The 24920-nt window shown below is 37.6% G+C and carries 16 protein-coding genes; 4 read left to right on the plus strand and 12 right to left on the minus strand.

The features are described 5' to 3' along the window. Positions 1-203 precede the first annotated feature (203 nt). The gene (locus R3333_RS02200) at positions 204-794 is read left to right on the plus strand and encodes a hypothetical protein (protein ID WP_318956939.1); all 591 of its coding nucleotides are present in this window, start codon (positions 204-206) and stop codon (positions 792-794) included. A 162-nt stretch (positions 795-956) separates the two neighbouring features. Next, entirely contained in the window at positions 957-1454 is a 498-nt protein-coding gene (locus tag R3333_RS02205) for a hypothetical protein (protein WP_318956940.1), read from the plus strand. Between the two features lie 3 nt (positions 1455-1457). Here the strand turns inward: R3333_RS02205 and R3333_RS02210 are convergent, their stop codons facing one another. The 5 genes from R3333_RS02210 to R3333_RS02230 all read right to left on the minus strand — a co-directional run bounded on the left by R3333_RS02210 (position 1458) and on the right by R3333_RS02230 (position 5266). Further along, the gene (locus R3333_RS02210; RefSeq protein ID WP_318956941.1) at positions 1458-1913 is read right to left on the minus strand and encodes an SRPBCC family protein; all 456 of its coding nucleotides are present in this window, start codon (positions 1911-1913) and stop codon (positions 1458-1460) included. Between the two features lie 99 nt (positions 1914-2012). Then, positions 2013-2792 carry an enoyl-CoA hydratase/isomerase family protein gene (locus R3333_RS02215; RefSeq protein ID WP_318956942.1) on the minus strand — a complete coding sequence of 260 codons (780 nt, stop codon included), beginning with the start codon at positions 2790-2792 and terminating at the stop codon, positions 2013-2015. 31 nt (positions 2793-2823) lie between these two features. Beyond that, positions 2824-3372, minus strand: coding sequence for a hypothetical protein (locus tag R3333_RS02220; protein WP_318956943.1), 549 nt, complete (start codon positions 3370-3372; stop codon positions 2824-2826). Beyond that, on the minus strand, positions 3369-3833 hold the full coding sequence (locus R3333_RS02225; protein WP_318956944.1) for an LEA type 2 family protein: 465 nt from the start codon (positions 3831-3833) through the stop codon (positions 3369-3371). The genes R3333_RS02220 and R3333_RS02225 overlap by 4 nt, the downstream gene beginning before the upstream one ends. Before the next feature lie 44 nt (positions 3834-3877). Beyond that, positions 3878-5266, minus strand: coding sequence for a dipeptidase (locus tag R3333_RS02230; protein WP_318956945.1), 1389 nt, complete (start codon positions 5264-5266; stop codon positions 3878-3880). A gap of 144 nt (positions 5267-5410) precedes the next feature. On the opposite strand from R3333_RS02230, the gene R3333_RS02235 reads away from it, so the two are divergent. After that, a complete protein-coding gene (locus R3333_RS02235) occupies positions 5411-7597 on the plus strand; it encodes a choice-of-anchor L domain-containing protein (protein WP_318956946.1) in 2187 nt (728 codons plus the stop codon). Positions 7598-7672: 75 nt separating this feature from the next. On the opposite strand, the gene gpmI is transcribed toward R3333_RS02235, so the two are convergent. From gpmI to R3333_RS02250, 3 genes are read right to left on the minus strand one after another with little or no spacing between them, the layout of a single operon-like run. Further along, positions 7673-9181, minus strand: coding sequence for a 2,3-bisphosphoglycerate-independent phosphoglycerate mutase (gpmI, locus tag R3333_RS02240; protein ID WP_318956947.1), 1509 nt, complete (start codon positions 9179-9181; stop codon positions 7673-7675). After that, entirely contained in the window at positions 9174-10067 is an 894-nt protein-coding gene (locus R3333_RS02245) for a HAMP domain-containing sensor histidine kinase (RefSeq protein ID WP_318956948.1), read from the minus strand. Before R3333_RS02245 ends, gpmI begins: the two co-directional genes overlap by 8 nt. A 17-nt stretch (positions 10068-10084) precedes the next feature. Further along, on the minus strand, positions 10085-11986 hold the full coding sequence (locus R3333_RS02250) for an amidophosphoribosyltransferase (RefSeq protein ID WP_318956949.1): 1902 nt from the start codon (positions 11984-11986) through the stop codon (positions 10085-10087). A gap of 180 nt (positions 11987-12166) precedes the next feature. On the opposite strand from R3333_RS02250, the gene R3333_RS02255 reads away from it, so the two are divergent. Further along, complete coding sequence (locus R3333_RS02255) at positions 12167-16060, plus strand: gliding motility-associated C-terminal domain-containing protein (protein WP_318956950.1); 3894 nt, start codon at positions 12167-12169, stop codon at positions 16058-16060. Between the two features lie 71 nt (positions 16061-16131). Here R3333_RS02255 and R3333_RS02260 read toward each other — a convergent pair whose 3' ends face one another. The 4 genes from R3333_RS02260 to R3333_RS02275 all read right to left on the minus strand — a co-directional run. Then, the gene (locus R3333_RS02260; protein ID WP_318956951.1) at positions 16132-16656 is read right to left on the minus strand and encodes a 3-hydroxyanthranilate 3,4-dioxygenase; all 525 of its coding nucleotides are present in this window, start codon (positions 16654-16656) and stop codon (positions 16132-16134) included. A gap of 128 nt (positions 16657-16784) precedes the next feature. Beyond that, positions 16785-20015 carry a T9SS type A sorting domain-containing protein gene (locus tag R3333_RS02265; RefSeq protein WP_318956952.1) on the minus strand — a complete coding sequence of 1077 codons (3231 nt, stop codon included), beginning with the start codon at positions 20013-20015 and terminating at the stop codon, positions 16785-16787. Between the two features lie 314 nt (positions 20016-20329). Beyond that, positions 20330-23512 carry a GEVED domain-containing protein gene (locus R3333_RS02270; protein WP_318956953.1) on the minus strand — a complete coding sequence of 1061 codons (3183 nt, stop codon included), beginning with the start codon at positions 23510-23512 and terminating at the stop codon, positions 20330-20332. 149 nt (positions 23513-23661) lie between these two features. Beyond that, the coding region (locus R3333_RS02275; protein ID WP_318956954.1) for a T9SS type A sorting domain-containing protein at positions 23662-24920 on the minus strand (1259 nt) is incomplete at its 5' end.

The following is a 24920-nucleotide window of genomic DNA, read 5'->3' on the forward strand; positions in this document are numbered from 1 at the left end:
AGCAGGTATGGCTGCCCAAATGAAAGTTTGTGTGATACCCGAAAAATCTCATATACCCAATCCAAAACTAGAATTGGCGCATTTTTTCTATGAAGATTTAAACGCGTTGATTGCTGCTTTTAAGGAAAAATGAAAAACACAACATATTCAAAGTTATCTGCTTTATTATTGATACATTCGGTAAAATATACGTGAATTAAAGCATGAGAGCACTGACCTTCACAATGATCTTTTTCTTCCTTGTAGTGAACACTCAATTCCTATACCAACACTTTACTTCGAATCATTTCATATTCTCAATCTCCCTCTTCCTTCTAATGTTCACGGCATGGTGTGTATTAGTTTGTGTTAATTTTGCCCAATTCATCATCCTTCTTACAGAAAAGTTCAGGAATGTACATCGAATAGGTGTGTTAGTTTTAGGTTCCTCTGTTTTAACCCTAGCCGCATACTACCCCGTGGGGATAATTAGCAGCAATCATTTGGATACAGCAAGTCTATTTAACGCTTCAAGAGAGGGTGCGGCGAATTGTAGAACTACGCTAAGCTTAACCGACAGACATGACTTTAGGTATACTGAAGTTTGTTTTCGTAAAGAAAGCGCGTCTGGAAGCTATGTTAAGTCTGCTGATACCATCTTTTTCACAAGTAATGATGACTCCTACTTAGAGTTTAACTATGGTATCATCCAAATGAAAGACATGACTCATAACTCCCCCATTCTAGGTCGATTGAATCTTTATAAAAAAGACAGTTTAATTAATTTCTTATGGATTACTCAAAATGATTTCTAAGAGTAGTCTCAAGTAAATAATTCCAATTTTTTCGGGATTTGCTAAAACATATTTAGAACTGTACATTTGTACCTTAACCACATCACCATCAATGAATAAATACAGCCTCTTAACCCTCAGTTTAATTCATTTCGCCATTCTAAGTTTAATAAGTTGAACCCTATGAAAAATGCAATTGTATCCGAAGGTTTTTCAATGAATTATCTTATTCCCGGAATGATCGCTTTGGTAGGGGGTGTGATATGTGTAACATTTGAACCAATGATTACGGTCATCGGAGTTCCTATTGCCTTATTTCTTTTACTGATTAAAACAGGTGTTGAGGTTAATTTCACGAAGAGTAAAATAAGGAGTTATAAATCTGTTTTTGGAATAAAATTAGGCTTGTGGAATACCTTTGAAAAAGACACAACTGGAATTTTACGATATACAAGAAGCGCTGCTCAAATGAGTAGTAGGGGATCCAGCACAACCGTACGCTCCGAAACTTTTGATTTCAACCTGTTAGATAAAATGGGCAAAGAAATTCAAATCCACGAATTTACGCAGTATCAAATAGCACGTAAACTTTTAAAAATTCTCGAAGCAAATACAGGTATGAACATCATTGACGAGTTCAGAGAAACACAGATAAAAGCAATATCAAAAAGACAGATGTAAGTACTACTTATCGTTAAACAGCTCTTCTACTTTTTTAAACCTATACTCGAATATTTCTTCAAGTTTTGGTTTCACCAAAAAGGGGTGTACCATTCTACCAAGTATCCCCATAGGAAGTGCATAACTCACAATGTCCGTCATCTCTACTCCGCCTTCAACTGCCTTAAAATGATGTTCGTGGTGCCACATTTTGTAAGGTCCCACACGCTGTTCGTCCACAAAGAATTTTTTATCGTGAACATATTTTATCTCTGTTACCCACTGCATGGGTATTTTTAGAAGAGGTGTAACTGTATACCCTATCATCAACCCCTCGTACATTTTTTCAGGTACTTCCGTTTTAATGTTAAATCCCATATAGGGAGGTGTAATCGTTTGGAGGTTTTTGGGAGAAGAAAAGAACTCCCAACATTCTTCTAAACTTGCTTTTACAAACTGCGTGCGCTTGAGTTGATACATTGTTTTTCTTTTAACAACATTCTACGAGCAGTATTGTTTTAGTGAAAACAAAAAAAGGCACAACCGAAGCTGCACCTTTTCATATCTTTTGTTCAAAAACTATTTTGCTTTGAACTTGTTGATTGCGTTTACTGTAAACTCAGACAATACTAACTGACCGCTCATTGCAGCTCTTTCAGACAATAATTCGTCCCAGTTTTCTGTTCCTTCCCAGAAAATCTTCTTCAACAACATCATTGCTTCAGGGTTAGAATTCGCCAATGTATTTGCTAAATTCTCTAACTCTTCATCCATTTCTTCGGCAGTATCGAAAATATCTGTATACAAACCTTTTTCTCTTGCCCAATCTGCAGATCTCCATTCTGTAGCATTGATGGCTAACTGGCTCATTGCCGAAACACCAATTTTACGTTCTACAGCTGGTCCTACAACAAATGGTCCTATACCTATTGCTAACTCAGACAATTTAACTGCCGCATGTTTAGTAGCCAAACAGTAATCTACAGCAGAAGCTAATCCAACTCCACCACCAACAGCTTTACCTTGAACTCTACCAATGATTAATTTTGGACATTTTCTGCTTGCGTTGATCACCTTTGCAAATCCAGAGAAAAATTCTTTTCCTGTTGGGAAGTCTTTAATAGAAATCAATTCATCAAAACTAGCTCCTGCACAAAATGCTCTCTCTCCAGCAGAAGTTAAAACGATCACTTTTACAGTATCGTTCTCTCCTAATTCCGTAATTGTATCGGCTAATTTTTGTAAAATTTTACCTGGTAATGAATTACTTAAAGGGTGTCCAAACTCTATTGTTGCTATCCCTTTATCGTTTACTTTATATTCTACGTGACCTTGGTCAACCGCGTTTGCTGTACTCATAATGTCAAATAATTTGCTTCAAAAATAAAAATTATTGTTTGGAAAGAAGTCCAATACAGTCTTCTCTCCACGACCATATCTGATCGTTACTGTATTCACTCGTGTTCCAAGCTTTTAAAAATTCGAGATGTTTCTGATTTTTCTTTGCCAGGAGGGTTTCTACATCTATCACCTCTTCCTCCATGATGTACGTTTCTATATTCAAGAAATAGCGCGTGGTAAAATCATAGTATTTTCCCTGATGTTTTAAACAAACATGCGCTTCTGGTATATAATCCAAATTAATATTATCGAACAAGCCCCCCAAACAATTATGGGTTGCTCCACTCATTTTAAAATAGATCAATACCAATTCTACATCAGAAATACCCTGTTCCTCTAACAACACTTTAAGGAAAGCGTGTTTTGACGTACATGTACCTCTGCGCTCATGAAAGACCAAGGACAAATCCTTTCTATCACTAATTCTTGCATAGGGAATGGTAGCAACAAATCTACAAGCATCATAAAAGCTAACGATGCCAGACTCTTGCATTAAGGTAGTAAATTCCCCCTCTCCCGTTAATTCAACATCTATCATCGTTGCATTAAAATTGCTGGATCTATTGTTTTGGTTTTACTCACCTTGAGTGTTTTACTTATCCCCATCACACCTGCTTTAATGTCGCCTTTTACCTTCAGCATCACTTCTTTTTTTAAAGCTAGGGTGATTAATTTGGCCATCACTCCTTTCTCTAGTCCAACCTCCACATCAAAGGTGTATGCTTTGGTTTGCTTTCGCAATAATTTAACCGGAGAATTAAGGTGAGCTGTACCCATAAAGTTGTCGTCCAAAAAAACTTGTAAATCAGTCTCTTTCAATTTTATTCCGTAGGCATTTGGGTTTAAAACATCTGCAGTAATTTTCAAATTGAGTTTACCATCCTTGATGGTCCCAATCTTCACACTCTTTATCTCCTCAACATCTAAATCTTCATAAACCTCACAACTTGTGAAAAAGAAACCGATGATGAAAATCAATACTAAATTTAATCCTTTCAAAATGCTCTCGTAAAAAAGGAGGAGCCTTCACTCCTCCTTGTTAATTATTTAGATAACTCTGCGAAGTTCTTATAAAAGTAAGGAATCGTTTCAATTCCTTTGTAATAGTTGAACAATCCGTAGTGTTCATTTGGCGAGTGAATCGCATCTGAATTCAATCCGAATCCCATCAATACCGTTTTTAATCCTAGTACTTTCTCAAATAAAGAAACGATAGGAATACTTCCTCCACTTCTTACTGGAATTGGCTTAATGCCAAACGATGTTTCCATCGCCATACTTGCAGCCTGGTAACCTACAGAATCAATAGGTGTAACTGCTGGTTCACCTCCGTGATGTGGTTTAACTAATACCTTAACACTATCTGGAGCAATAGACTCGAAGTGTTTTTGGAATTTTTCTGTAATCTCTTCTGGACTTTGATTAGGCACTAAACGCATAGATATTTTCGCAAATGCTTTAGAAGCGATAACTGTTTTCGCTCCTTCTCCTGTGTATCCTCCCCAAATTCCATTTACGTCTAATGTTGGACGAATTGAACCTCTCTCTGGCGTTGAATACCCAGCTTCTCCATGAACTGCGTTTATATCTAATGCTGCTTTGTAATCTTCTTCAGAATAAGGTGCTTTTGCCATTTCTGCTCTTTCTTCAGCAGAAAGCTCTTCAACATTATCGTAGAATCCTGGGATAGTGATGTGATTATTTTCATCCGTTAATGAAGCAATCATCTCTGCCAAAATATTGATAGGGTTTGCCACACATCCACCGTATAAACCTGAGTGTAAATCTCTGTTTGGTCCTGTAACCTCTACCTCTACATAACTCAATCCTCTTAAACCTGTAGTAATTGAAGGTACGTCGTTCGCTAAAATTCCTGTATCAGAAACCAAAATAACATCTGCTGCTAATTTCTCTTGGTTTGCTTTGATGAAGTGTCCTAAATTTTCAGAACCTACTTCCTCTTCACCTTCTATCATGAACTTCACGTTACATGGCAATTCATTGCTCTCCATCATTGCTTCGAAAGCTTTTAAATGCATGTACATTTGTCCTTTATCATCACAAGCTCCACGGGCAAAAATCGCTCCCTCTGGATGGATGTCAGTTTTCTTGATTACAGGTTCAAAAGCTGGTGAATCCCATAACTCTAATGGATCTGCTGGCTGAACGTCATAGTGACCATAAACCAAAACAGTAGGTAAGTTTTTATCAATAATTTTCTCACCGTATACAATTGGGTAACCTGCTGTAGGACATACCTCTACATTATCCGCACCATTCTTCTTCAATTGATCAGCAATAAAATCTGCCGTTTTTAAAACGTCATTTTTAAATGCAGGGTCAGCAGAAACTGATGGTATTTTAAGTAGTTCTATGAGTTCTTCTAAAAATTTGTCTTTGTTAGCGTTGATATACTTTATTGTACTTTCCATGTAATTAATTTTAAAGTGTAAAGATAAGTTTCTATCACATTTACGCCTCAAAATCAAAAAGTTTATCTGGTTTTCACTATTTTCAAGCAACTTTTTTTAGCAGAAAGTAGTCTGTAGAAAAGAGAAAATAAACCATTTACATTTATGAAACGATTTTTACTCGCCACCGCATGCTTGTTTTTAACATTGAGCATACACGCGCAATTAACGATATCAAACACGACTTCAGTTTTAGATGTTATTCAAAATACACTTCTGGGTCAAGGAATTATTGTTTCTAACGTCAGCTACAATGGAAGTACAGCCAACGTAAATTCAACACAAGGAAACGTAAATCTATTTTCTGACCAAGGTGGAAACTTTCCCTTTTCGAGTGGAGTTTTGTTAACCACTGATGGAGGGAATGGAACTGTTTCTTACGATCCAGATTTAAATGCCATTGCAACAAACACGGTTACCAATGGGGTGGTTTTAGAATTTGATTTTATACCTACAGGGGATACCTTATCTTTCAATTATATGTTTGCCTCTTCTGAGTATCCTACTTATGTATGTTCAGGATTTAATGACGTATTTGGTTTCTTTATCTCTGGACCAGGTTTTAATGGACCTTACCAATACAACGCTGAGAATATTGCATTAATTCCGAACACAAATGTTCCTGTAGCTATTAACACGGTTAACTCTGGATCAGCAGGAGGAGCAGGAAACCCTGCTACATGTGCTGCACAGGACCCAAACTGGCAAAGTAATTCTATTTACTATACAACGTCTTATTCAGGAACTGCAGGATATCCATATGGAGGAGGAACTGTTGCGCTATCAGCAAACGCATCGCTTACTTGTGGACAAACTTACCACATTAAGATAGCCTTGAGTAACGTAGGTGACCAGGCCTTAAATTCTGGTGTATTCTTATTGGCTAACTCTTTCTCTTCAAATACTGTTGATATTAGCATTACCTCAGATCAAAGTGTAAATGACTCTACTTTAGTGGAAGGTTGTACACAAGGTACAATTACTTTCTCAAGACCAGAAACTCAGACAGGTGATAGCTTGGTTGTAGTGTACAGTACGGGTGGACAAGCAATAGAAGGAACGGATTACACTTCTATAGGACAAAATGGTACGGTTATTTTCCTTCCAGGTGAAGACACAATTTCTATTGTTATTGACCCTATACAAGATGGTGTAGACGAAGGACCGGAGCTACTTACGATAAGTGCGTACACGATAACGCCTTGTGGAGACACTGTCTACTCTGAAGGTTTTACCTACATAACTGACGAACCCTTCTCCGAGGTTATAACCTCAGATACTACCATATATTGTGATAACGACTCTGTTTTAGCAGAGGTATATACAGTGGACGGATTTGAACCTTACTCTTATGAATGGATACAACTACCCGGTGGAAGTGTATACACATCCGGTGATTCTGTTTACTTAGAAGGGTATCAAAATCAAAGTAATTTGTATATCGTACAATCTACTGATGCATGTGGTTTCGTGTTCGAAGACACCATGGAAATTATTGTTGATCAGACCTTAGCTGTAGATACCGTTTATTCGGGACCTACGCCTTGTGGCGAAGCCTCAGGTTGGGTAACAGGAGAATTTACTGGACAGGTGGGACAACCACAATTGAACTGGTCAGGACCCGGTCCTAACTCTCAGAACGGTATCGATGCCAGTGCTTGGGGTAACTTATCTTCTGGCTGGTACTACTTCGAAGTTGAAGATGACAGATGTAAAGTTTTCGATAGTGTTTTCGTAGATCAAGAAAACGTGCCCGTTGCAGACTTTACCGCTAACCCAACAACAGGTACAGCACCTTTACCAGTAACATTTACAAACAATAGTACTGGAGGATCTTCATTTGAATGGGACTTTGGAAACGGAAATGGAGTTACGGTTTTTGATTTGGCAACACAAAATCAAACCTATACAGATGGACAGCAAGTTTATGATGTAAGTTTAATTGTATATGGAGGTTCATGTTCTGATACAGCGTTTGCACAAATTACTATCATTCCTTTCTTGGCATTGAGCTATGACACTCCCAACGTATTTACTCCAGACGGAGATGATAAAAATGATGTATTTACTTTCAATCCTATTAATGCGAAAAACATCGATATTATCATCACAAATAGATGGGGTAATACAGTTTTTGAATCGACAGGTGATCCTACAAAAGCAGTGTGGGATGGAACTAATAAAGATTCAGGAAATGCATGTAGTCCAGGAACTTATTTCTACCGCGCAACCTTCTACGGTTACCAAGGAGAAGAAATTGAAGAACAAGGTTTTATTCAACTCGTGAAATAACAACAAATACAGGATAGAAAAAGGGGGATTGATTTAATATCAATCCCCCTTTTTATCGTATAAATCTTACGCTTTTTAGAGTAAACTCTCACCTGTCATTTCAGCTGATTTCTCAACCCCTAAAAGGTGTAATATTGTTGGAGCCACATCGGCTAATTTTCCGTCTTTGATATGCTTACTTTTATCTCCAACATAAATTACCGGTACAGGGTTCGTACTGTGCGCCGTGTTTGGAGTTCCATCTGCATTAATTGCATAATCTGCATTTCCGTGATCAGCAATCACAATGAATTCGTACCCCAATGACATCCCTGTTTCTAAAATTTCACACAAGGCACCATCTACGGTTTCAACTGCCTTTTGAATCGCTTTATAATCTCCAGTATGACCTACCATGTCTGGATTCGCAAAATTCAAACAGAAGAAGTCTGGCTGATTTGTATTTAATTCATTAATAATTTTGGCTTTCACTTCCGGTGCACTCATATCTGGTTGAAGATCATAAGTCGCCACTTTTGGAGAGTTCACTAAAATTCTAGTCTCCTTATCAAATTCACTTTCTCTACCACCAGAGAAAAAGAAAGTAACGTGTGGATATTTTTCCGTTTCTGCAATTCTCACTTGAGATTTACCTGCTCCCTCTAGAACTTCACCTAAAGTGTTTACCAAGTTATCCTTTTCAAAAATCACATTGACATTCTTAAAGGTATCATCATAACTTGTCATCGTAAGATATTCCAGCTTCAACGCTTTCATATCATTTTCAGGAAAGTCTTTTTGTGTTAAAGCAATAGAGATTTCGCGAGGTCTATCTGTTCTAAAATTGAAACAAATTACGACATCTCCCTCTGCTATTTTAGCTTCATTACCAGCAATGATAGCAGGTTCTATAAACTCATCGGTAATATCTTCGGCGTAAGAGCTTGTAAATACTTCTTCTACGCTTTGATAAACTTTACCTTCTCCCTTCACTAAAAGATCATAGGCCTTTTCTACACGTTCCCAACGATTATCTCTATCCATGGCATAGTATCTTCCTATTACAGAAGCTACTTTTCCTACAGAGTTTTCTAAATGCGCATTCAATTCAGCCAAGAAAGTCTTTCCACTTTTAGGGTCGCAATCTCTACCATCGGTAAAGGCGTGAATATTTACATCCGTCACCCCTTGGGCTTTGGCCATGTCACAAAGTGCGTATAAGTGCTCCTGACTACTATGAACACCTCCCTTAGAAACAAGTCCAATTAAATGAACCTTTACCTTATTGGTTTTCGCTTTCTCAAAAGCATTCAACAAAACTTTATTTTCAAAAAAATCTTTGTCTTTAATACTCTTGTTAATACGCGTTAATTCTTGGTATACAATTCTACCTGCACCAATGTTTAAGTGACCCACTTCAGAATTTCCCATTTGGCCCTCAGGTAAACCTACTTGTTCACCATAAGTCACCAAAGTTGCGTTAGGATATTCCTCCATTAATTGATCCATACATGGTGTTTGTGCATGATAAATCGCATCCGATTCTGATTTATCTCCTATTCCCCATCCATCTAAGATGATGAGTCCTGTTTTTTTATCAGACATTATTCAATATTATTTTAAAAATAGAACCCTTGGGTTGGTTGGGTTCATAAGCTACTTTTCCTTTATGTATTTTGGCCAATTCAGAAACAATGTACAAGCCTAAACCTGTCCCCTTTTGAGTTCGCGTTTCTTCATTTCCAATCCTGTAAAATTTCTCAAAAACTTGATTTACCTGGGTCTTGTCAATTCCCACCCCCTGATCTTTCACTTGAATTTCTACAGAGGTCTTTAAATCGCGAATCGTAACAGTGATAGGATTTCCATCACCATATTTCACGGCATTTTCCAACAAGTTACTCAACATGATTTCTACAAGCATTTTATCGATATTAACCTTTCTCTTGAGGTCAACTTGCAAATCAACATCACATCTATGGTAGATAAATTTATTGAGCAATTTCTCTACAATTTCTTTTAAATCTTCTTGTTGCTGATTGAGTTCTAAGACATTATTATCGAGCTGCGTTGCGGTAAGAATATTATCAATCATTTCTTGTAAACGCTTGTTTTCGTGCAAGGCAGAACTAATAATTTCTTTTTTCTTTTCTTCAGATAAAGAACTCCTTTTCAACAGCGTTTGAAGGTATAAACGATTGGCCGCAATGGGAGTTTTTAACTCGTGCGTTACAGATAGCAGAAAGTTGTTTTGTCGGTTAGAAAGTGCCAATTCCTTTTTGATAGAGGCCCTAATTTTCCATAATCCAAGAATTAGAATAACGAAAAACACGGCTCCTTCTCCCAGTATCATCAGAACGCGAGAATCTAGGGAACTATTTTTTGAACTTAGTTGTTCGGATAAATCGATAATGTGGTAACCCCACCAAAGAAACTGAAGAACCACATATATTCCTAAAGAATAAAAGAATATTGCGGTCTTCTGTTTCATGGGTATAATGGGTAATATTAATACGCTCTTGCGTCGCTTCCTTCCACGTAGTTAATAAAGGCTTTGTTCACTACCTTATTACCACCTGGTGTAGGATAATCTCCTGTAAAGTACCAATCTCCAAGGTTATTTGGACAAGCCTTGTGTAAGTTATCTACCGTTTGATAAATCACCTCTACTTCAGCCTTGATATTTACTGGTTTCAACAATTCTGAAATCTTCTTAGAAATTTGAACATCTGTAAAGGGTTCGTAAATTTCTTTCACGTAGTTTTTCACGTGCTCCTTTGGAATAGATTCTTGTTCTTTACATTTGTTGTAAACATCTGTAATGATATGTCCCATGCTGTTTTCTTTCAATAAAGCAATGGCAGCTTCGAAAGCAATAAAGTCTTTCATTCTTGCCATATCAATACCGTAACAGTCTGGGAATCTAATCTGTGGAGCTGAAGAAACAACTACTATTTTCTTCGGTTCTAATCTATCTAATATTCTAAAGATACTTTGCTTCAATGTAGTCCCTCTAACGATACTATCATCAATAACTACTAAGTTGTCTTTTCCTCTTACAACTGTACCGTAAGTAATGTCGTAAACGTGGGCAACCATGTCATCTCTCGCATCATCTTGCGTGATGAAGGTTCTCAATTTAGCATCTTTAATAGCTATCTTCTCTATACGAGCTCTACGCTTTAAGATTTTCTCTAAATCTTCTTCTTTGTAGTCAGAACCCAAAGCTTTAATTGCTTCGAATTTCTCATTGTTCATGTGGTCTTCCAAACCTTTGATCATACCGTAGAATGACATCTCCGCAGTGTTTGGAATGAATGAGAATACAGAGTTATCTAAATCTCCACCAATTGAATCAATTACTTGAGGAACTACTAAATCACCGAGCGTTTTACGTTCTCTGTAGATATCGTAATCGTTTCCTCTAGAGAAGTAGATACGCTCAAAAGAACAAGCTTTACGCTCGCGTGGTACATTGATTTCAACTTCACTAACTTCTCCTGCTTTCTTAATAATTAAAGCGTGACCTGGAGTTAGTTCCTTGATATCTTCTTTCTTTAAATTGAATGCTGTTTGAATCACTGGACGCTCAGATGCAACCACACAAACCTCATCATCTTCGTACCAGAATGCTGGACGAATTCCTGAAGGATCTCTTAATACGAATGCATCACCGTGACCAAATAATCCAGACATTGCATAACCACCATCCCAATCTTCAGAAGCTTTCTTCAAGATTTTTGGAATATCTAAGCTTTGTGCAATTTTAGAGTAAACCTCTTGGTTAGAGTAACCTTGAGCCTTAAGATTTTTGAACATATCTTCGTTTTCAACGTCTAAGAAATGTCCAATTTTCTCTAATACAGTAACTGTATCAGAAACTTCTTTAGGGTGCTGTCCAATTCCTAACAACACATCAAATAACTCGTGAACGTTCGTTAAGTTGAAGTTACCTGCAACCACTAAGTTTCTTGTAATCCAGTTATTTTGACGTAGGAAAGGGTGACAACTTTCTATACTATTTCTTCCAAAAGTACCGTATCTAAGGTGACCTAAAAACAACTCACCTGTAAATCCAGCATTCTTCTTTAAATAGTTGATGTCTTTCAACATTTCAGGGTTTTCATTTTCAATCTCCTCGAAACGAGAGTTAATTGAACTAAAAATATCCTGAATAGGCTTCGAATCAATAGAACGCTTACGAGAGATGTAACGCTCTCCCGGATCCATGTCGAACTTAATGTTCGCAACTCCGGCACCATCCTGCCCTCTGTTGTGCTGCTTTTCCATTAACAAATACAATTTGTTAATTCCATAAAAAGCAGTTCCATATTTTTCTAAATAATACTCTAATGGTTTCTTAAGTCTCAGAAGTGCAATTCCACACTCGTGTTTGATAGCATCACTCATTGATTCGCAACATTTTTTTTGCAAATTTAAGCTTATATTTTTTATTGCACCTCATCATCTATGTCTCCATTTCATATTTATTAATATTTCCTGAGTTTAGGCAACTTCTTTGACCATTATCTGTCTAATAATTAACACAGAATGAAAGTACTAGGACCGTACTAGATTTTGGCACAAAAAATGTTTAATTTTAATGACTTGAAACTCCTTACTCTAATATTGACCACATGTTTCGCTGTACTTTTATCGACGGCACAGGAAGACCCTTGGATTCATCCCAATAAGGGTCAATGGGAGAGTCATATTCTCTACAAAATTGAATTAGAGGCTGGAGCAATGTTCATTGAGAAAGATGCTTTCACCTATGTCTTCACAAATTACAAAGGTAGGCACGACCATGATGGAGAGGATCATGCCCATCAACACGAAGATGACATCAAATTCCACGGACTAAAATCTACTTTCGTTAATTCATCTTGGGCTGGAAAAGTTGAAGAAAAAGACAGTTCTGATTTTTATAGAAACTACATCATCGGAAGCGATTCGTCGAAATGGCAAAGTAAGCTACACGCTTATCGTTCTGTAAAACTTATAGATTTCTATCCGAAAATCGATTTGTTGCTAGAAGCCAAAAACGAACAACTCAAATATTCTTTCATTGTACACCCTGGAGGAAACCCAGATAACATTGTCATTAAACACGAAGGTGAAGATCAATTATTTTTAGATGAAGAAAACAACCTTCATCACATTACTTCTATCGGAAACCTGATGGAATCAAAACCTGTTTCTTACTTGTTGAATGGTGATAGAAAACGAAAAATAACTTCCGCTTATACTTTAAACGGAAACAAAACGAAATTTGACATTCCCGATTACGATCCCAATCAAACACTTATCATAGATCCTTTTTTAACCTTTAGTTCATTTACAGGATCTACAGCAGATAATTGGGGATTTACTGCAACACCAGATAAGAATGCTAATTTAATTGCAGGGGGTATAGTTGTAGGAACAGGTTATCCTATTTCTACAGGAGCATACGATGGTACTTTCAACGGAGGGGAAGGTTCAATTCTATGGGATGTATCAATTTCTAAATTCAACTCAAATGGTACCGCCTTACTCTATTCAACGTATTTAGGAGGGAGTGGTAATGAAACGGCACATTCTATCGTAGCCAATAACGCGGGAGAATTATTTATCCTAGGAGTTACGTCTTCAACAAACTTCCCGATGGCAGGTACACCGCATCAAAACACAATGAATGGTGGTACTTTGGTCCAAGAAAACTCTATACAATTTTCGGGTACTGACATATATATTGCACGTTTAAATGCAACAGGAACCAGCTTATTGGCCTCAACATATATGGGAGGTTCTGGCAATGATGGTCTAAATACAGGAAATTTACTCTACAATTATGGAGACCAGTTTAGAGGTGAAATTACCCTAGACGCAACTGGAAACGTATATTTCTCGAGTACTACACAATCTTCTAACTTCCCCACATTAAATGCTTCAGATAATTCACTGGGAGGAATTAGAGATGCTGTTGTAGGTAAGTTTAATTCCACACTAACCAACTTAATTTGGTCTACCTATTATGGTGGTTCTGGCGATGAAACTGGAAATGCATTACAAGTATCTTCTACAGGTAGTGTTTATTTAACAGGAGGAACAACATCGACCAACTTAAATATTAGTGGTGGTCAGACTTCCTCTTTCATTGGGGGAATGAGTGATGGATACTTGGTAAGACTCAATGGTACCAATTCTAATGTTCTAAGTGGTACATATTTGGGTACCAATGATTACGACCAAAGTTTCTTTGTACAAATTGATATGTCCGACAAAATCTACGTTTTTGGTCAAACAGAAGGAAGTATACCCATTACTCCAGGTAAATATGGTGTTGCGAATTCCGGACAGTTTATCATGCGTTTTTCTGAAAATTTAGCCAACAAGGAATGGCAAACGGTAGTGGGTTCAGGTAGTGGAACCGTAGAAATATCTCCAACGGCATTTTTAGTATCTGATTGTAATGAAATCTACTACACAGGATGGGGTGGAACTTTGAATAATCAGTTCGGACAAGCTACAGGTAGCTCTACAAACAATTTCCCTACAACTACAGGAGCTTATCAAACAACCACGAATGGAAACAACTTTTACATTGGCGTTCTCGGACCAGATGGAGTTGGATTGGAATACGCAACGTTTATCGGAGGAACAACAGGACCAAACAACCACGTAGATGGTGGTACAAGTAGGTTCGATAAAGGAGGAAGAATTTATCACGCAGTCTGTGGAGGATGTGGTGGTAATGCCAATGGATTTACAACCACTCCAGGGGTTGTTTCAACGACCAATCAAAGTTCAAACTGTAATTTAGCGGCATTTAAATTTGACTTGGGTAGTATTCAGTCTGCCCTCGGTGCTCCATCACCTTTTGTTTGTCTTCCGAATCCTGTTACGTTTCAAAACAATTCTACCAACGGTAATTCTTATTTCTGGGACTTTGGTGATGGAAATACTTCAACCCAAGTTGCACCGAGCCATACCTACAATACACCAGGACAATACCAGGTTATGTTAGTAGTGAGTGATAGCAATGGTTGCTTTCAAGACGATACAGCATACTTTGACATTGATGCTTTTTTATTTCAAGGCGCAATCACTCAACCGTCTTCCTCAATTTGTCCAAGTGACAGTATTCAATTAGAAGCTTCTGGGGGTATAAATTACAACTGGTCACCAGCCCAATTTTTAGATGACCCAACAAGTCCGACTCCAATGGCTAGTGTCACTCAAAACACAACGTTTACCGTTATCGTTTCAGATTCATGTGGTTCAGATACCTTAGATGTTCTGGTTGAAGTTTTTGATGTGAACACCAACAGCGCACAAGACACTATGCTCTGTTTAGGACAAAGTGCTGAATTATGGGTAAGTGGAGGTGTAAGTTATACGTGGACTCCCGTAAGTGGCTTAAATGTCAGTGATCAGGATACAGTTATAGCAACACCAAACACAACTACAAATTACGTGATTGACATAACCACCTCTGATGGTTGTGCGGTAGAAGAAGAAATTTTTGTAGAAGTATTCGACGATGTACCCACCCCAGTTTTGCCTGACACCGTTCCATTATGTAGAAATTCGAGTGTAGACATTACCGCAAGTGGAGGAACATCCTATACGTGGACTCCGCCAACAGGTTTAAATACAACCACTGGTGCTACGGTAACTTGTTCAGTGCTCAATGATCAATTATACACCGTAGGATTTACCAATGCATGTGGAACAGTTTATGACTCAGTATTTGTGGATGTAATTGTTGTAGATGCGCAAGCGGGTAATGACACTATAATTTGCCCTGGAGATACCGCATTTGTTTGGGCATCAGGTGGTGTTTCGTACAGTTGGACACCGAGTGCTTATACCTTCGATGCGGGAGCCCCTTCTACTTTTGTTTATCCGCCAACTGCAAGGATTTTTACGGTAGAAGTAACAGATATTAATGGTTGTATTGATACGGCGAAAGTTCTTATCGACCACTATCCTACTCCAGAGGTAACCACAAACAATGACCAATACGGTTTTATTGGTGATGTATTCGACCTAATTGCTACTGGATCCAGTCTAGGAGGGAACTATCAATGGACACCCGCTGAGACAGTTGATTGCCCAACTTGTGCTACAACAGTAGCTAGACCAGAAAACAGTACTACATACATCGTATTATTTACAGATGAAAATGGTTGTCAGGATGATGCAGCTATCAATATTTATTTCGACCCTATTGTTTACGTTCCTAACACTTTTACACCAGACAATGATGCGCACAATAACCTGTTTAAAGTAGAGGCCTCTAACGTAAAAGATTTTGAATTACTCATCTTTAACAGGTGGGGTGAATTAATTTATAAAATGACGGACCCCAATGACACTTGGGATGGTACTTATAATGGAGTTGTTTGTAAGGATGGTACTTATGTTTGGAAAATGACTTACAAAAGTATACGCGGTGAACAAACGGTTCAAACCGGACACATAAACCTTTTAAAATAGGGAGCTAGTTAAAAAGCATTCAAAAAAAAGTCCTCCCAAAATGGAAGGACTTCTTATTAATTCTCTTATTCCTAAATGAAGCGTTCATCGATTTCCATCACATGTCCACACTTATCACAAGTTCTATCCTCTTCTGAGTTGTAGAACTCCTTAAAGCGGGGTAAGAAATCCTCTTCAATATTTCTTAAATTGAATTTGTATTCTTTTAATTGATGATTACATTCATCACAGAACCACATTAATCCATCAATCAAATCCGTACCTTCCCTAACTTTTTCAATTACTAAACCTACTGTATTAGCAGGACGAATTGGGTTGTGTGGAATATTACCTGGCAATAAGAAAATCTCTCCTTCATTAATGGTAATATCTTTCGACTGACCATCTTCCTGAATTTTAACCGTAATACTTCCTTCTATTTGATAGAATAACTCTTCAGACTCATTGTAATGATAATCTTTTCTTGCATTTGGACCACCAACGATCATAACAATAAAGTCTCCAGCTTCAACATATAAATTTTTGTTACCCACTGGCGGTTTCAATAAATCTCTATTCTCTTCTATCCACTTATGTAAATTGAAAGGTTTTTTCATTTTATCAGAATTTGATTGGGAGCTAAATGTACAGAAAACTTGAGTATTTCACCAATTTTAATGTTAAAATACGCACATAAAAAAAGGGAAGAACCAAAGCTCTTCCCTTAAATAAAATAACTTATGTATTATTTCACAACCACTTTGTAAGTCGTTGAAGTATTCGCGTTAAATACTTTAAGCATGTACATACCTTCAGTTAAAGAAGACACATCCATTTTAACTGTACTTCCACTCATTAATACAGAAGAAGAAGTTAAAACAACTCTTCCATTTAAGTCTAAAATCATTACTTCCAAGTTTTCGTGCTCAATATTAGAAACGATATTCAACACATCAGAAGTTGGGTTTGGATACACCTCTAAAGCTCCATCTTCAAAGATTTCTGCACCCAAATAATCACATGATCCATCAACAACAACAACAACCGTTGCAGTATCATTTGGACAAACTCCATTTCCTACAACATAGTCGTAATTAAACTGTCCCGGGATGTTTGGAGAAACTGGCAACCCTATGATTTCGTTGTCTTGGTAATCGTACCATGTACCATCGATATTAATATCTCCAGACAAGGCATCCGTTAAAATAACCGGATTGTTTTTACATGTCGTTAAACTTCCATTGATACCCGCAGATGCTTGTTCAAACAATTCAACATTTACAACTGTAGTATCTTGGTAACAACCGTATTCCACTGTGTGTTGGAAAGCGTAAACTCCTTCTGACAACAAAGTAGAAGCAAACTCATTTGTGTACAATTGATTTGAACCTGTTAGATCCGTCCAAGATGAATTGATCATATCAAAGTTGTTAATTGCACTGTATAGATCTAGTGTATCACCTTTACAAATTTGCATGCTTCCGATAACATCACCTGCTGTGTAATCTACCTCAGTTAAACGTAGAGAATAGAACCCTGGCTGTGTGTAAGAAACTTGTGCAAAGTGCCCTAGATAATATGTATTTCCTGGTGTTAAACCACATAAAACCCAATTAGTAGCAGAACCTGCACCTTCATTCAAATCATCGTTATCATTTGCCCCGATTAATTGGTAGGTGCTCGTATCGTTACAATTAGAAATTTCGTATACCGCTGTTTTCCCCCAATATCCGTAATCAGATCCAGAAATTTTCACGTTACCACTTGCTGGTGCCTCGAAAGTAAACCATGTAGATCTCGCAGGATCTGGATAATTCCATGAACCTGAAGGGCTATTTGGTTGTGGTATAAAGTAAATATCTATTGGCCCTTCTGTAGCTCCAACATTTGTAAACACATTCAATTGATCATCCACAGCTATAGGCTGAGCATAACAAATTGTATCATTTAATAATGGACTTACTGAAACAATAGGTCCAAAGAATAAACTTGTATCACCATTTGTACATTTTGCTTGCACATAAACGTCGTAAACTGTACCGTGTGTAATATTAGGATCAACAATAGTATCTGTAAAGTTATTATCTACAGCAGTAATTGTTCCAGCATAAGGACTTTGTCCATTCATCGTTAATGAAATATTGAACTCATCCACTACCGTACCAGCATTCGTTGAAATCCAGTTCCAGTTTGCCATCAAAGAATCTACACCCATTGTTGTAGAAACACCAAATGGCGTTGCACAAAATGGTGCAGTTTGAATGTGAATATCTCTTCCTGTTCCAGTAGTAGATCCACAATCTGCATAAACGTAAATTTGGTAATCTGTCAATTGCGTTAAACCAGTGATTGATGCAGCGTTTGTATTTACAGTCATTGTACCTGTTCCGTTACCCGGTAAAAATCCTTCAGGTCCCCACTCTACAGTGTAAGACGTTGCCGAACTTTGACCAGCAGACCACGTTAAATCTATCTGATTATATAAGTTTTGCGTAACCGTAAGGTCTTCCACGTTTGGACAATCCGTGTAGAAGTAACGAATTGTATTGTGGTGAGATAATACCGTCGCATCATTGTATGATACTTCGTGCACCGTATTTGATCCAACCCAACCAATAGAAGCTTCTCCTCCGAAATCTGCAGTTTCATAAGGGCTACCAAATTCTACATCTTCGTAAACAACAAAAGTTTCTTGTGTAGCCTCAAAAAATTGAACTTGAAAGCTAATCTCATTACCAGACATAGCCGGAGTATTAAGTCTGTCTACAAAAGATACGATTAACACTCTATTCGGTGCAGAACCTTGTTCTTCCACGTAAAATGAACCTTGGCTCAACTTGTCCCAGAAAGGATAAACCCCTGGCGATAACGAAGAAGTAATGGCTGCATTATTTGTGTAAAGACCACTTGTTTCTTCACCAAACAAAATACCTCCATTTTCACTTACTGAAAGATTTGAATAACCTGTTCCTTCAACAAATATTGGCCAGTTTAAACTTACGAAAGCATTGCTGTTCGTATTAACGTAAAGACTGTTACTTTGACTTGCAATATCTACATAACCTAGTGGCGAAGCCTGGAAATCAAAATCTACATGGTTTCCTAAGTCATACGTATTGAAATTAACTATGTTTGAGTAACCAGAAGTATCTCCAGGAGCACAAATTTTTCTTACACGAGCTTTGTAAAAGTTATTTGAAGGAATACTGCTCAATGTACCTGAAACAGATCCATTGACAACAACAGACCCTAAAACCGTATTGATATCATTGAAGTCACTGTATTCAATAATGTAGTCTCCAGCATTTCCTGAAAATTCAATCCACGAGAAATCTGCAGTTGTAGCCGTTGAACCATTGAAGGCTAATTCTAGCGGACTCAAACAGTATGTATCTAAATCTAAAACCTCAATATCGTCTAATGCAATCTGGTTACGTGTTAATGCATTTGGTGAAGCTCCTTTGTTTGCAACAAATCTGAACCTTACTAAATTGGAATTGTAAACGTAACTCGTTAAATCATAAACGAAAGGTTTAAAATCTGATCCGTAGTCACCCGATAATAAGTCAACTTGAACATATGCATTACCATCGAAAAACTCTACTGAAATCGTGTTTGGTGAAGGTATTTGTGAGTTAGGGTAGAAAGACCTTAACCAAAAACGTAGTGTAGGAGTTGTTAAGTTAGTAACATCAATTTCTGGACTTTCAAGGACAACATCTAGTGCGTTGTATGTTCCATTGAAATAAACGAAGTCATCATTTTGAGCTCCATTCGTATGGTCATAAGTAGGGTTCATATCTCCGTACAAATAACCAGGAGTAATCCAAGTTCCTCCAGCTCCGGATGACTGTGTCCAACAAGTTGGGATTCCGTTGGTAAAATCTTCTAACCAGGGTGCCGTTTGTACACACTGACTGAAAAGATTACCCGCTGTTATGAAAATCATAACGAGCATTAATAATTTTTTCTTCATATGTTAATAATTTTAATCCTTGCAAAGGAAATAAGAACCTAGGAAAACTGGGGGTAAACAAATAGTAAACAAGGGCGTTTACCTACTTATTTATCTCCACCTAAATTGACTTCTTAGCAAGTCGTAATTTCTCCGAACTTATTACTATGCACGCTTAACACCCTTATAAAACAAGGTATTAAACCATCTACAACTAAAACTTTAACTTGGACTCCTATGAAACACTGATCTCTATGCGCCTTTTCGGTGGATTATTCAAAAAAAAGAGGGAAGCTCTCGCTCCCCTCAATTATTAACTTAAGATTATCTTATAATTACTCGATAATTACCTTAACATTTGCTACGGAATTTTCATTGTACAAGCTGAAAATATACAATCCTTTATTCAATGAACTCACATCAATTGTATTTGATTTACCTTCCGTGAGGAAAGAACTTTCATTCATAACAACTCTTCCATTCACATCGATAACTTGTAAGTGCATATCAGCTGTATTTACAGATGAACTCACGGTTACATTATTCGACGCCGGATTAGGGTAAACCTCAATTGCACCTGCTTCCAATTCGTTCAATCCTAAGAAATCGCAATTTGCCATCACTTGAACTACAACTAATGCTGTATCATCTGGACAAACTCCATTTCCAGTAATGTAATCATAATTAAACTGACCTGGAATTGACCCTACCGTTGGAATCACACTCGTCACCAAGTTATTTTGGGGATCATACCAAGAACCATCTAAATCAACATTTCCTGAAATACCATCGTACAAATTGATGGGTTGGTTCTTACACGCTTGAACAACACCATCATTTCCTGCTGATGACAATCCGTAAACTTCCACAGTCGCAACAGTTGTATCCATTGCACAACCATAGATTACGCTATATTGGAAATCATACGCTCTGTAAGCTACTATAGAGGTAGCAAATAACGAATCATTTTGGAGTTGTCCAGTCATTTCCAATTCAGACCAAGAACCGTATTGCACATCATTTCCGGCAATAGTTTGGAATAAATTTACAGTATCACCAGTACACACTTTATACGTTGATCCAGCAATACCCGCATTTAATACAACTTCTGTAAGTTTCATTGAGAATACACCTTGTGTTGAAGTTGACGTACTTGATGAATGCACCATGTAATACGTGTCTCCAGGAGTTAATCCACACACCACAAATTCCGGTGCAGAAGAACTTTGACCAAGCATTCCATTATCATTTGCTCCCATTAATGTGTATTGAGAGAAATCTGAACAGTTCGTTGTTCCATAAACAGCAACTTTCCCTGCATAAACATCATCTAAACAAGAAATTTTAACCTGGCCAGAAGCAGGAGCTATGAACGTATACCACATAGAGTTGTGAATACCCGAAGAACCCCAACCCATATCATCTTGATATGACGTAACAGGTGGATCAATAGTAGACTCGCCGGTCTGTACAGAAGCTCCATTATTACTTAAGTAGTAAACTGTTCCATCTACTGCTAATTCCTGCGCTTCACATACACTATCATTTGCATTATCTGCAATAACTGTTAATGGTCCTACCCATAAACTTGTATCGTTTGTTCCACAAACCGTTTGCATGTATACGTGGTACATCCCACTTGAAATGATAGTAGGATCAACGATATCTTTAGATAAAACTGTTGTATTCGTAGAATTCACCAATGTTGCATCATAAAGATCTGTGTGGATAGGTGCATATCTAATATTGAAAGATGTAGCTATAGAACCAGAACCATTTGGCATCCAGTTCCAAGAAGGACTGATAGAATCAACTCCAACTCCTACACTGATACCAAATGGCTCAGCACATGTAGCAGCGGTTTCAAAAACTGCACTATTACCTGTTGAACTAGAATTTACATTACAGTCTGCGTAAATGTGTACTTCATACGCCGTAAGTGCATTTAAATTAGGAATCGTATAAGATGTTGTAGTTGTAGTTGCCGATCCAATACCGTTTCCTGGAGTAAATCCTGGTAAGCCCCACTCTATTGTCCAATTTGACTCATTTGCCAAACCTGCTGTCCATGTTACACTTAATTCATTTGGAAGGTAACTAACATTAGAAATATCAGATACTTTAGGACAATCTGTATTGAAGAAGTGAACACAAGAATTATCTTTAAGATAAGTTGTATCATTAATAGAAACATCAATATCTCTTAATGCTCCACGAATTCCAATCTCTGCGTCTTTACCATTATTAAAACTTGGGTTTCCGAAATCTACATCATCATAAACAAACCAAAAGTCTTGTGTTGTCTCATCAATAATGATTTCGAAGGTAGCAGGATTAAAATGAGTTGTACCCGGATAATGTGTTCTATCTTTCCACATAATCACCAATTGACGGTTCGGGGCAGTACCCAAAACTTCAGTAAATACTCCAGGCACATCAACACCATCTATATCAATATCCAAATCTTGAACAAAAGGGAAAATACCATTAACAATTGATGATTGAATGTAACTGTATACACCAGCAGAAGTGTTGTTAATAAGCAAACCTCCATTGTTACCAATTCTTAAACTAGTAACTAAGTTACCTTGGTATAAGAATGGGAAAGGCATGGTAAAGTTCTCTTCTCCATCATCACTTAAAAGTAAATCCGTTCCTGTAGCAGAAATATCGATAAATCCAGTTGAAGGGCAAGCTTCATCCCAATCCATGAAATCACCTAAATTAAAGGTATTCGCTGCAACTGGTCCCATATAAGCAGATGTATCTCCCGCACCACATATAGAGCGAATGTAAAAATCATACATGGTTTGATTTGCTAAACCTGTTATAGTTTGTGCATTTGCCGTTGTGGGTGTAATATTTGTTCCTGTTCCAGGTGTAAATCCATCTACTCCATACTCCACAACATATGCTTGCGCCGAATTGGTTGATGTCCATGTTAAATCAACAGAAGATGATGTTGCATCCACCGCTGCTAAATCAAAAGTAGGATTACACCCTGTTCCCCCCGATACTTCTATAGTAAAATCAGTTGCAGATCCATATGTAAATCCTGCACAAGGATTAACAGGTAGAGCTCCACCTCTTTTATGAATAACACGCATGGTAAGCGCACCATTTACTGCATTGGTTGGAATAGTTAATGGGAATGTTGCATTGTGAGGAAAAGTACCAGCCCACTCTTGAATCTTTTCAGCATCTTGAAAGGATTGATCTCCATTCCAATCTACCCATACCGTTGTTAATCCTGCATTATTAGCAGTACCACATGTACCAAATACAGCATCAAACTGGTAGGAATTCCCTGCCACTACGTCGGCAATTGAAGATGTTAAATCTTGTACTCCTGTTACACCCGGACAACCTGTGTAACTGATGGTAGTGTTTACTCCCGCAAAATTCAAACTTTGTAAGTTCTCATTTAATGTACTCGAAGGACCACCACCACAAATTTGGGCATACGACATACCCGTTGAAACCGTCGCGAGAACGGCCAATTGAAGTTTATTAATCATGAGTTTATTTTTAGTGGGCGCAAAATTAATTAAAACTTCATGGGAAAAGCAATTCAAGCATAACAACTTTCAGCCTCACCACTATATTTTTAGGGCATAAAAAAAGGGGAGAACTTTCGTTCTCCCCTTCTAAATATTATAACGATCAATTATTTGATCACAACTCTAAAGCTGTTTTCAATTGAATTGTTGTATAATTTCAAGATGTAAACACCTGTTTCTAAACCTTCAACTGGTAAAGTTAATGCTCCACCCGCAACTAATGTTTCGTTAGCGATAGAAACGATTCTACCATTAACATCAACGATTTGTGCATTTAAAGCTTCGTGGTTTCCAACAGAAGTAATGTTCAATACATCAGATGTTGGGTTAGGGAATACTGAGATTCCTTCAATTTCAACATCATCTAATCCCATCCAGTCACAAGAACCATCAACGATAACAACAACTAATGCTGTATCATCTGGACAAACTCCGTTTCCTGCTACGTAATCGTAGTTAAATTGACCTGGGAAGTTTCCTGCTAATGGTAATGATTGAGTGATCTCAACATCTTGAGGATCGTACCAAGTACCACCTAAATCAGCATTTCCAGAAAGTCCTGCAGTCAAGTTAATTGGTTGGTTCATACAAACATTGATAGAACCATCGTTACCTGCACTAGAAGGAGGGAAAATCTTCACTTGAGCAACAATAGAATCGTAAGAACATCCTAAAGAAACTCTGTATTCGAAGTCATACGTTTGCGCTGCTAATACTGATGTAGCGAAATCATTAGGAGATACCATTTGAGCTGTATTCGCTAAATCATTCCAAACTCCGTATTGTACATCATAACCTGTAATTCCATTGAATAAATCAACAGTATCACCGATACATGCGTCAACAACTCCAGTGTTCGTTCCTGCTTCAAAATCTAAACCAGTTAAACGAATTGAGAAGTTACCTTGAGAGTTGTAGTTTGAAGAGTGTAACAAGTAGTATGTTTGACCTGGAGTTAATCCACACACAGCCCATTCTGGTGCTGCTGTGTTTCCAAATAACACACCGTTATCATTCGCTCCAATTAAGTTAAACTGGTTGTAGTCACCACAGTCAGTAGTTTCGTAAACCGCCATTTTACCAGACCAGTTTACATCAGTACCAGAAATCATTACATCTCCAGAAGCTGGTGCTGTAAATGTATACCATGTAGTTCTGTACATGTTCTGGTTGTACCATCCATCAGTCTCGTAGTATCCTGTTGCTGGTGGAGCAATTGCTTGAACACCTGCATCTAACTGAGCACCGTTATTGTACAATAAGTATGGGTTACCATCAACTTGTAATTCTTGAGCAAAACAAGATGAATCATTATCCATAAATGCTAAGAAGTTAATTGGTCCTGAGTAAACAGAAGTATCACCAC

Origin of the sequence: Lishizhenia sp. (assembly GCF_033720595.1) — a bacterium.
Lineage (GTDB): Bacteria > Bacteroidota > Bacteroidia > Flavobacteriales_D > Crocinitomicaceae > Lishizhenia.

Coding starts and splice junctions, on each gene's coding strand:
- R3333_RS02245 (WP_318956948.1), bottom strand. CDS start 10,067: ATGAAACAGAAGACCGCAATATTCTTTTATTCTTTAGGAATATATGTG.
- R3333_RS02215 (WP_318956942.1), bottom strand. CDS start 2,792: ATGAGTACAGCAAACGCGGTTGACCAAGGTCACGTAGAATATAAAGTA.
- R3333_RS02270 (WP_318956953.1), bottom strand. CDS start 23,512: ATGATTAATAAACTTCAATTGGCCGTTCTCGCGACGGTTTCAACGGGT.
- gpmI (WP_318956947.1), bottom strand. CDS start 9,181: ATGTCTGATAAAAAAACAGGACTCATCATCTTAGATGGATGGGGAATA.
- R3333_RS02265 (WP_318956952.1), bottom strand. CDS start 20,015: ATGAAGAAAAAATTATTAATGCTCGTTATGATTTTCATAACAGCGGGT.
- R3333_RS02200 (WP_318956939.1), top strand. CDS start 204: ATGAGAGCACTGACCTTCACAATGATCTTTTTCTTCCTTGTAGTGAAC.
- R3333_RS02220 (WP_318956943.1), bottom strand. CDS start 3,372: ATGATAGATGTTGAATTAACGGGAGAGGGGGAATTTACTACCTTAATG.
- R3333_RS02255 (WP_318956950.1), top strand. CDS start 12,167: ATGTTTAATTTTAATGACTTGAAACTCCTTACTCTAATATTGACCACA.
- R3333_RS02250 (WP_318956949.1), bottom strand. CDS start 11,986: ATGAGTGATGCTATCAAACACGAGTGTGGAATTGCACTTCTGAGACTT.
- R3333_RS02260 (WP_318956951.1), bottom strand. CDS start 16,656: ATGAAAAAACCTTTCAATTTACATAAGTGGATAGAAGAGAATAGAGAT.
- R3333_RS02235 (WP_318956946.1), top strand. CDS start 5,411: ATGAAACGATTTTTACTCGCCACCGCATGCTTGTTTTTAACATTGAGC.
- R3333_RS02205 (WP_318956940.1), top strand. CDS start 957: ATGAAAAATGCAATTGTATCCGAAGGTTTTTCAATGAATTATCTTATT.
- R3333_RS02230 (WP_318956945.1), bottom strand. CDS start 5,266: ATGGAAAGTACAATAAAGTATATCAACGCTAACAAAGACAAATTTTTA.
- R3333_RS02210 (WP_318956941.1), bottom strand. CDS start 1,913: ATGTATCAACTCAAGCGCACGCAGTTTGTAAAAGCAAGTTTAGAAGAA.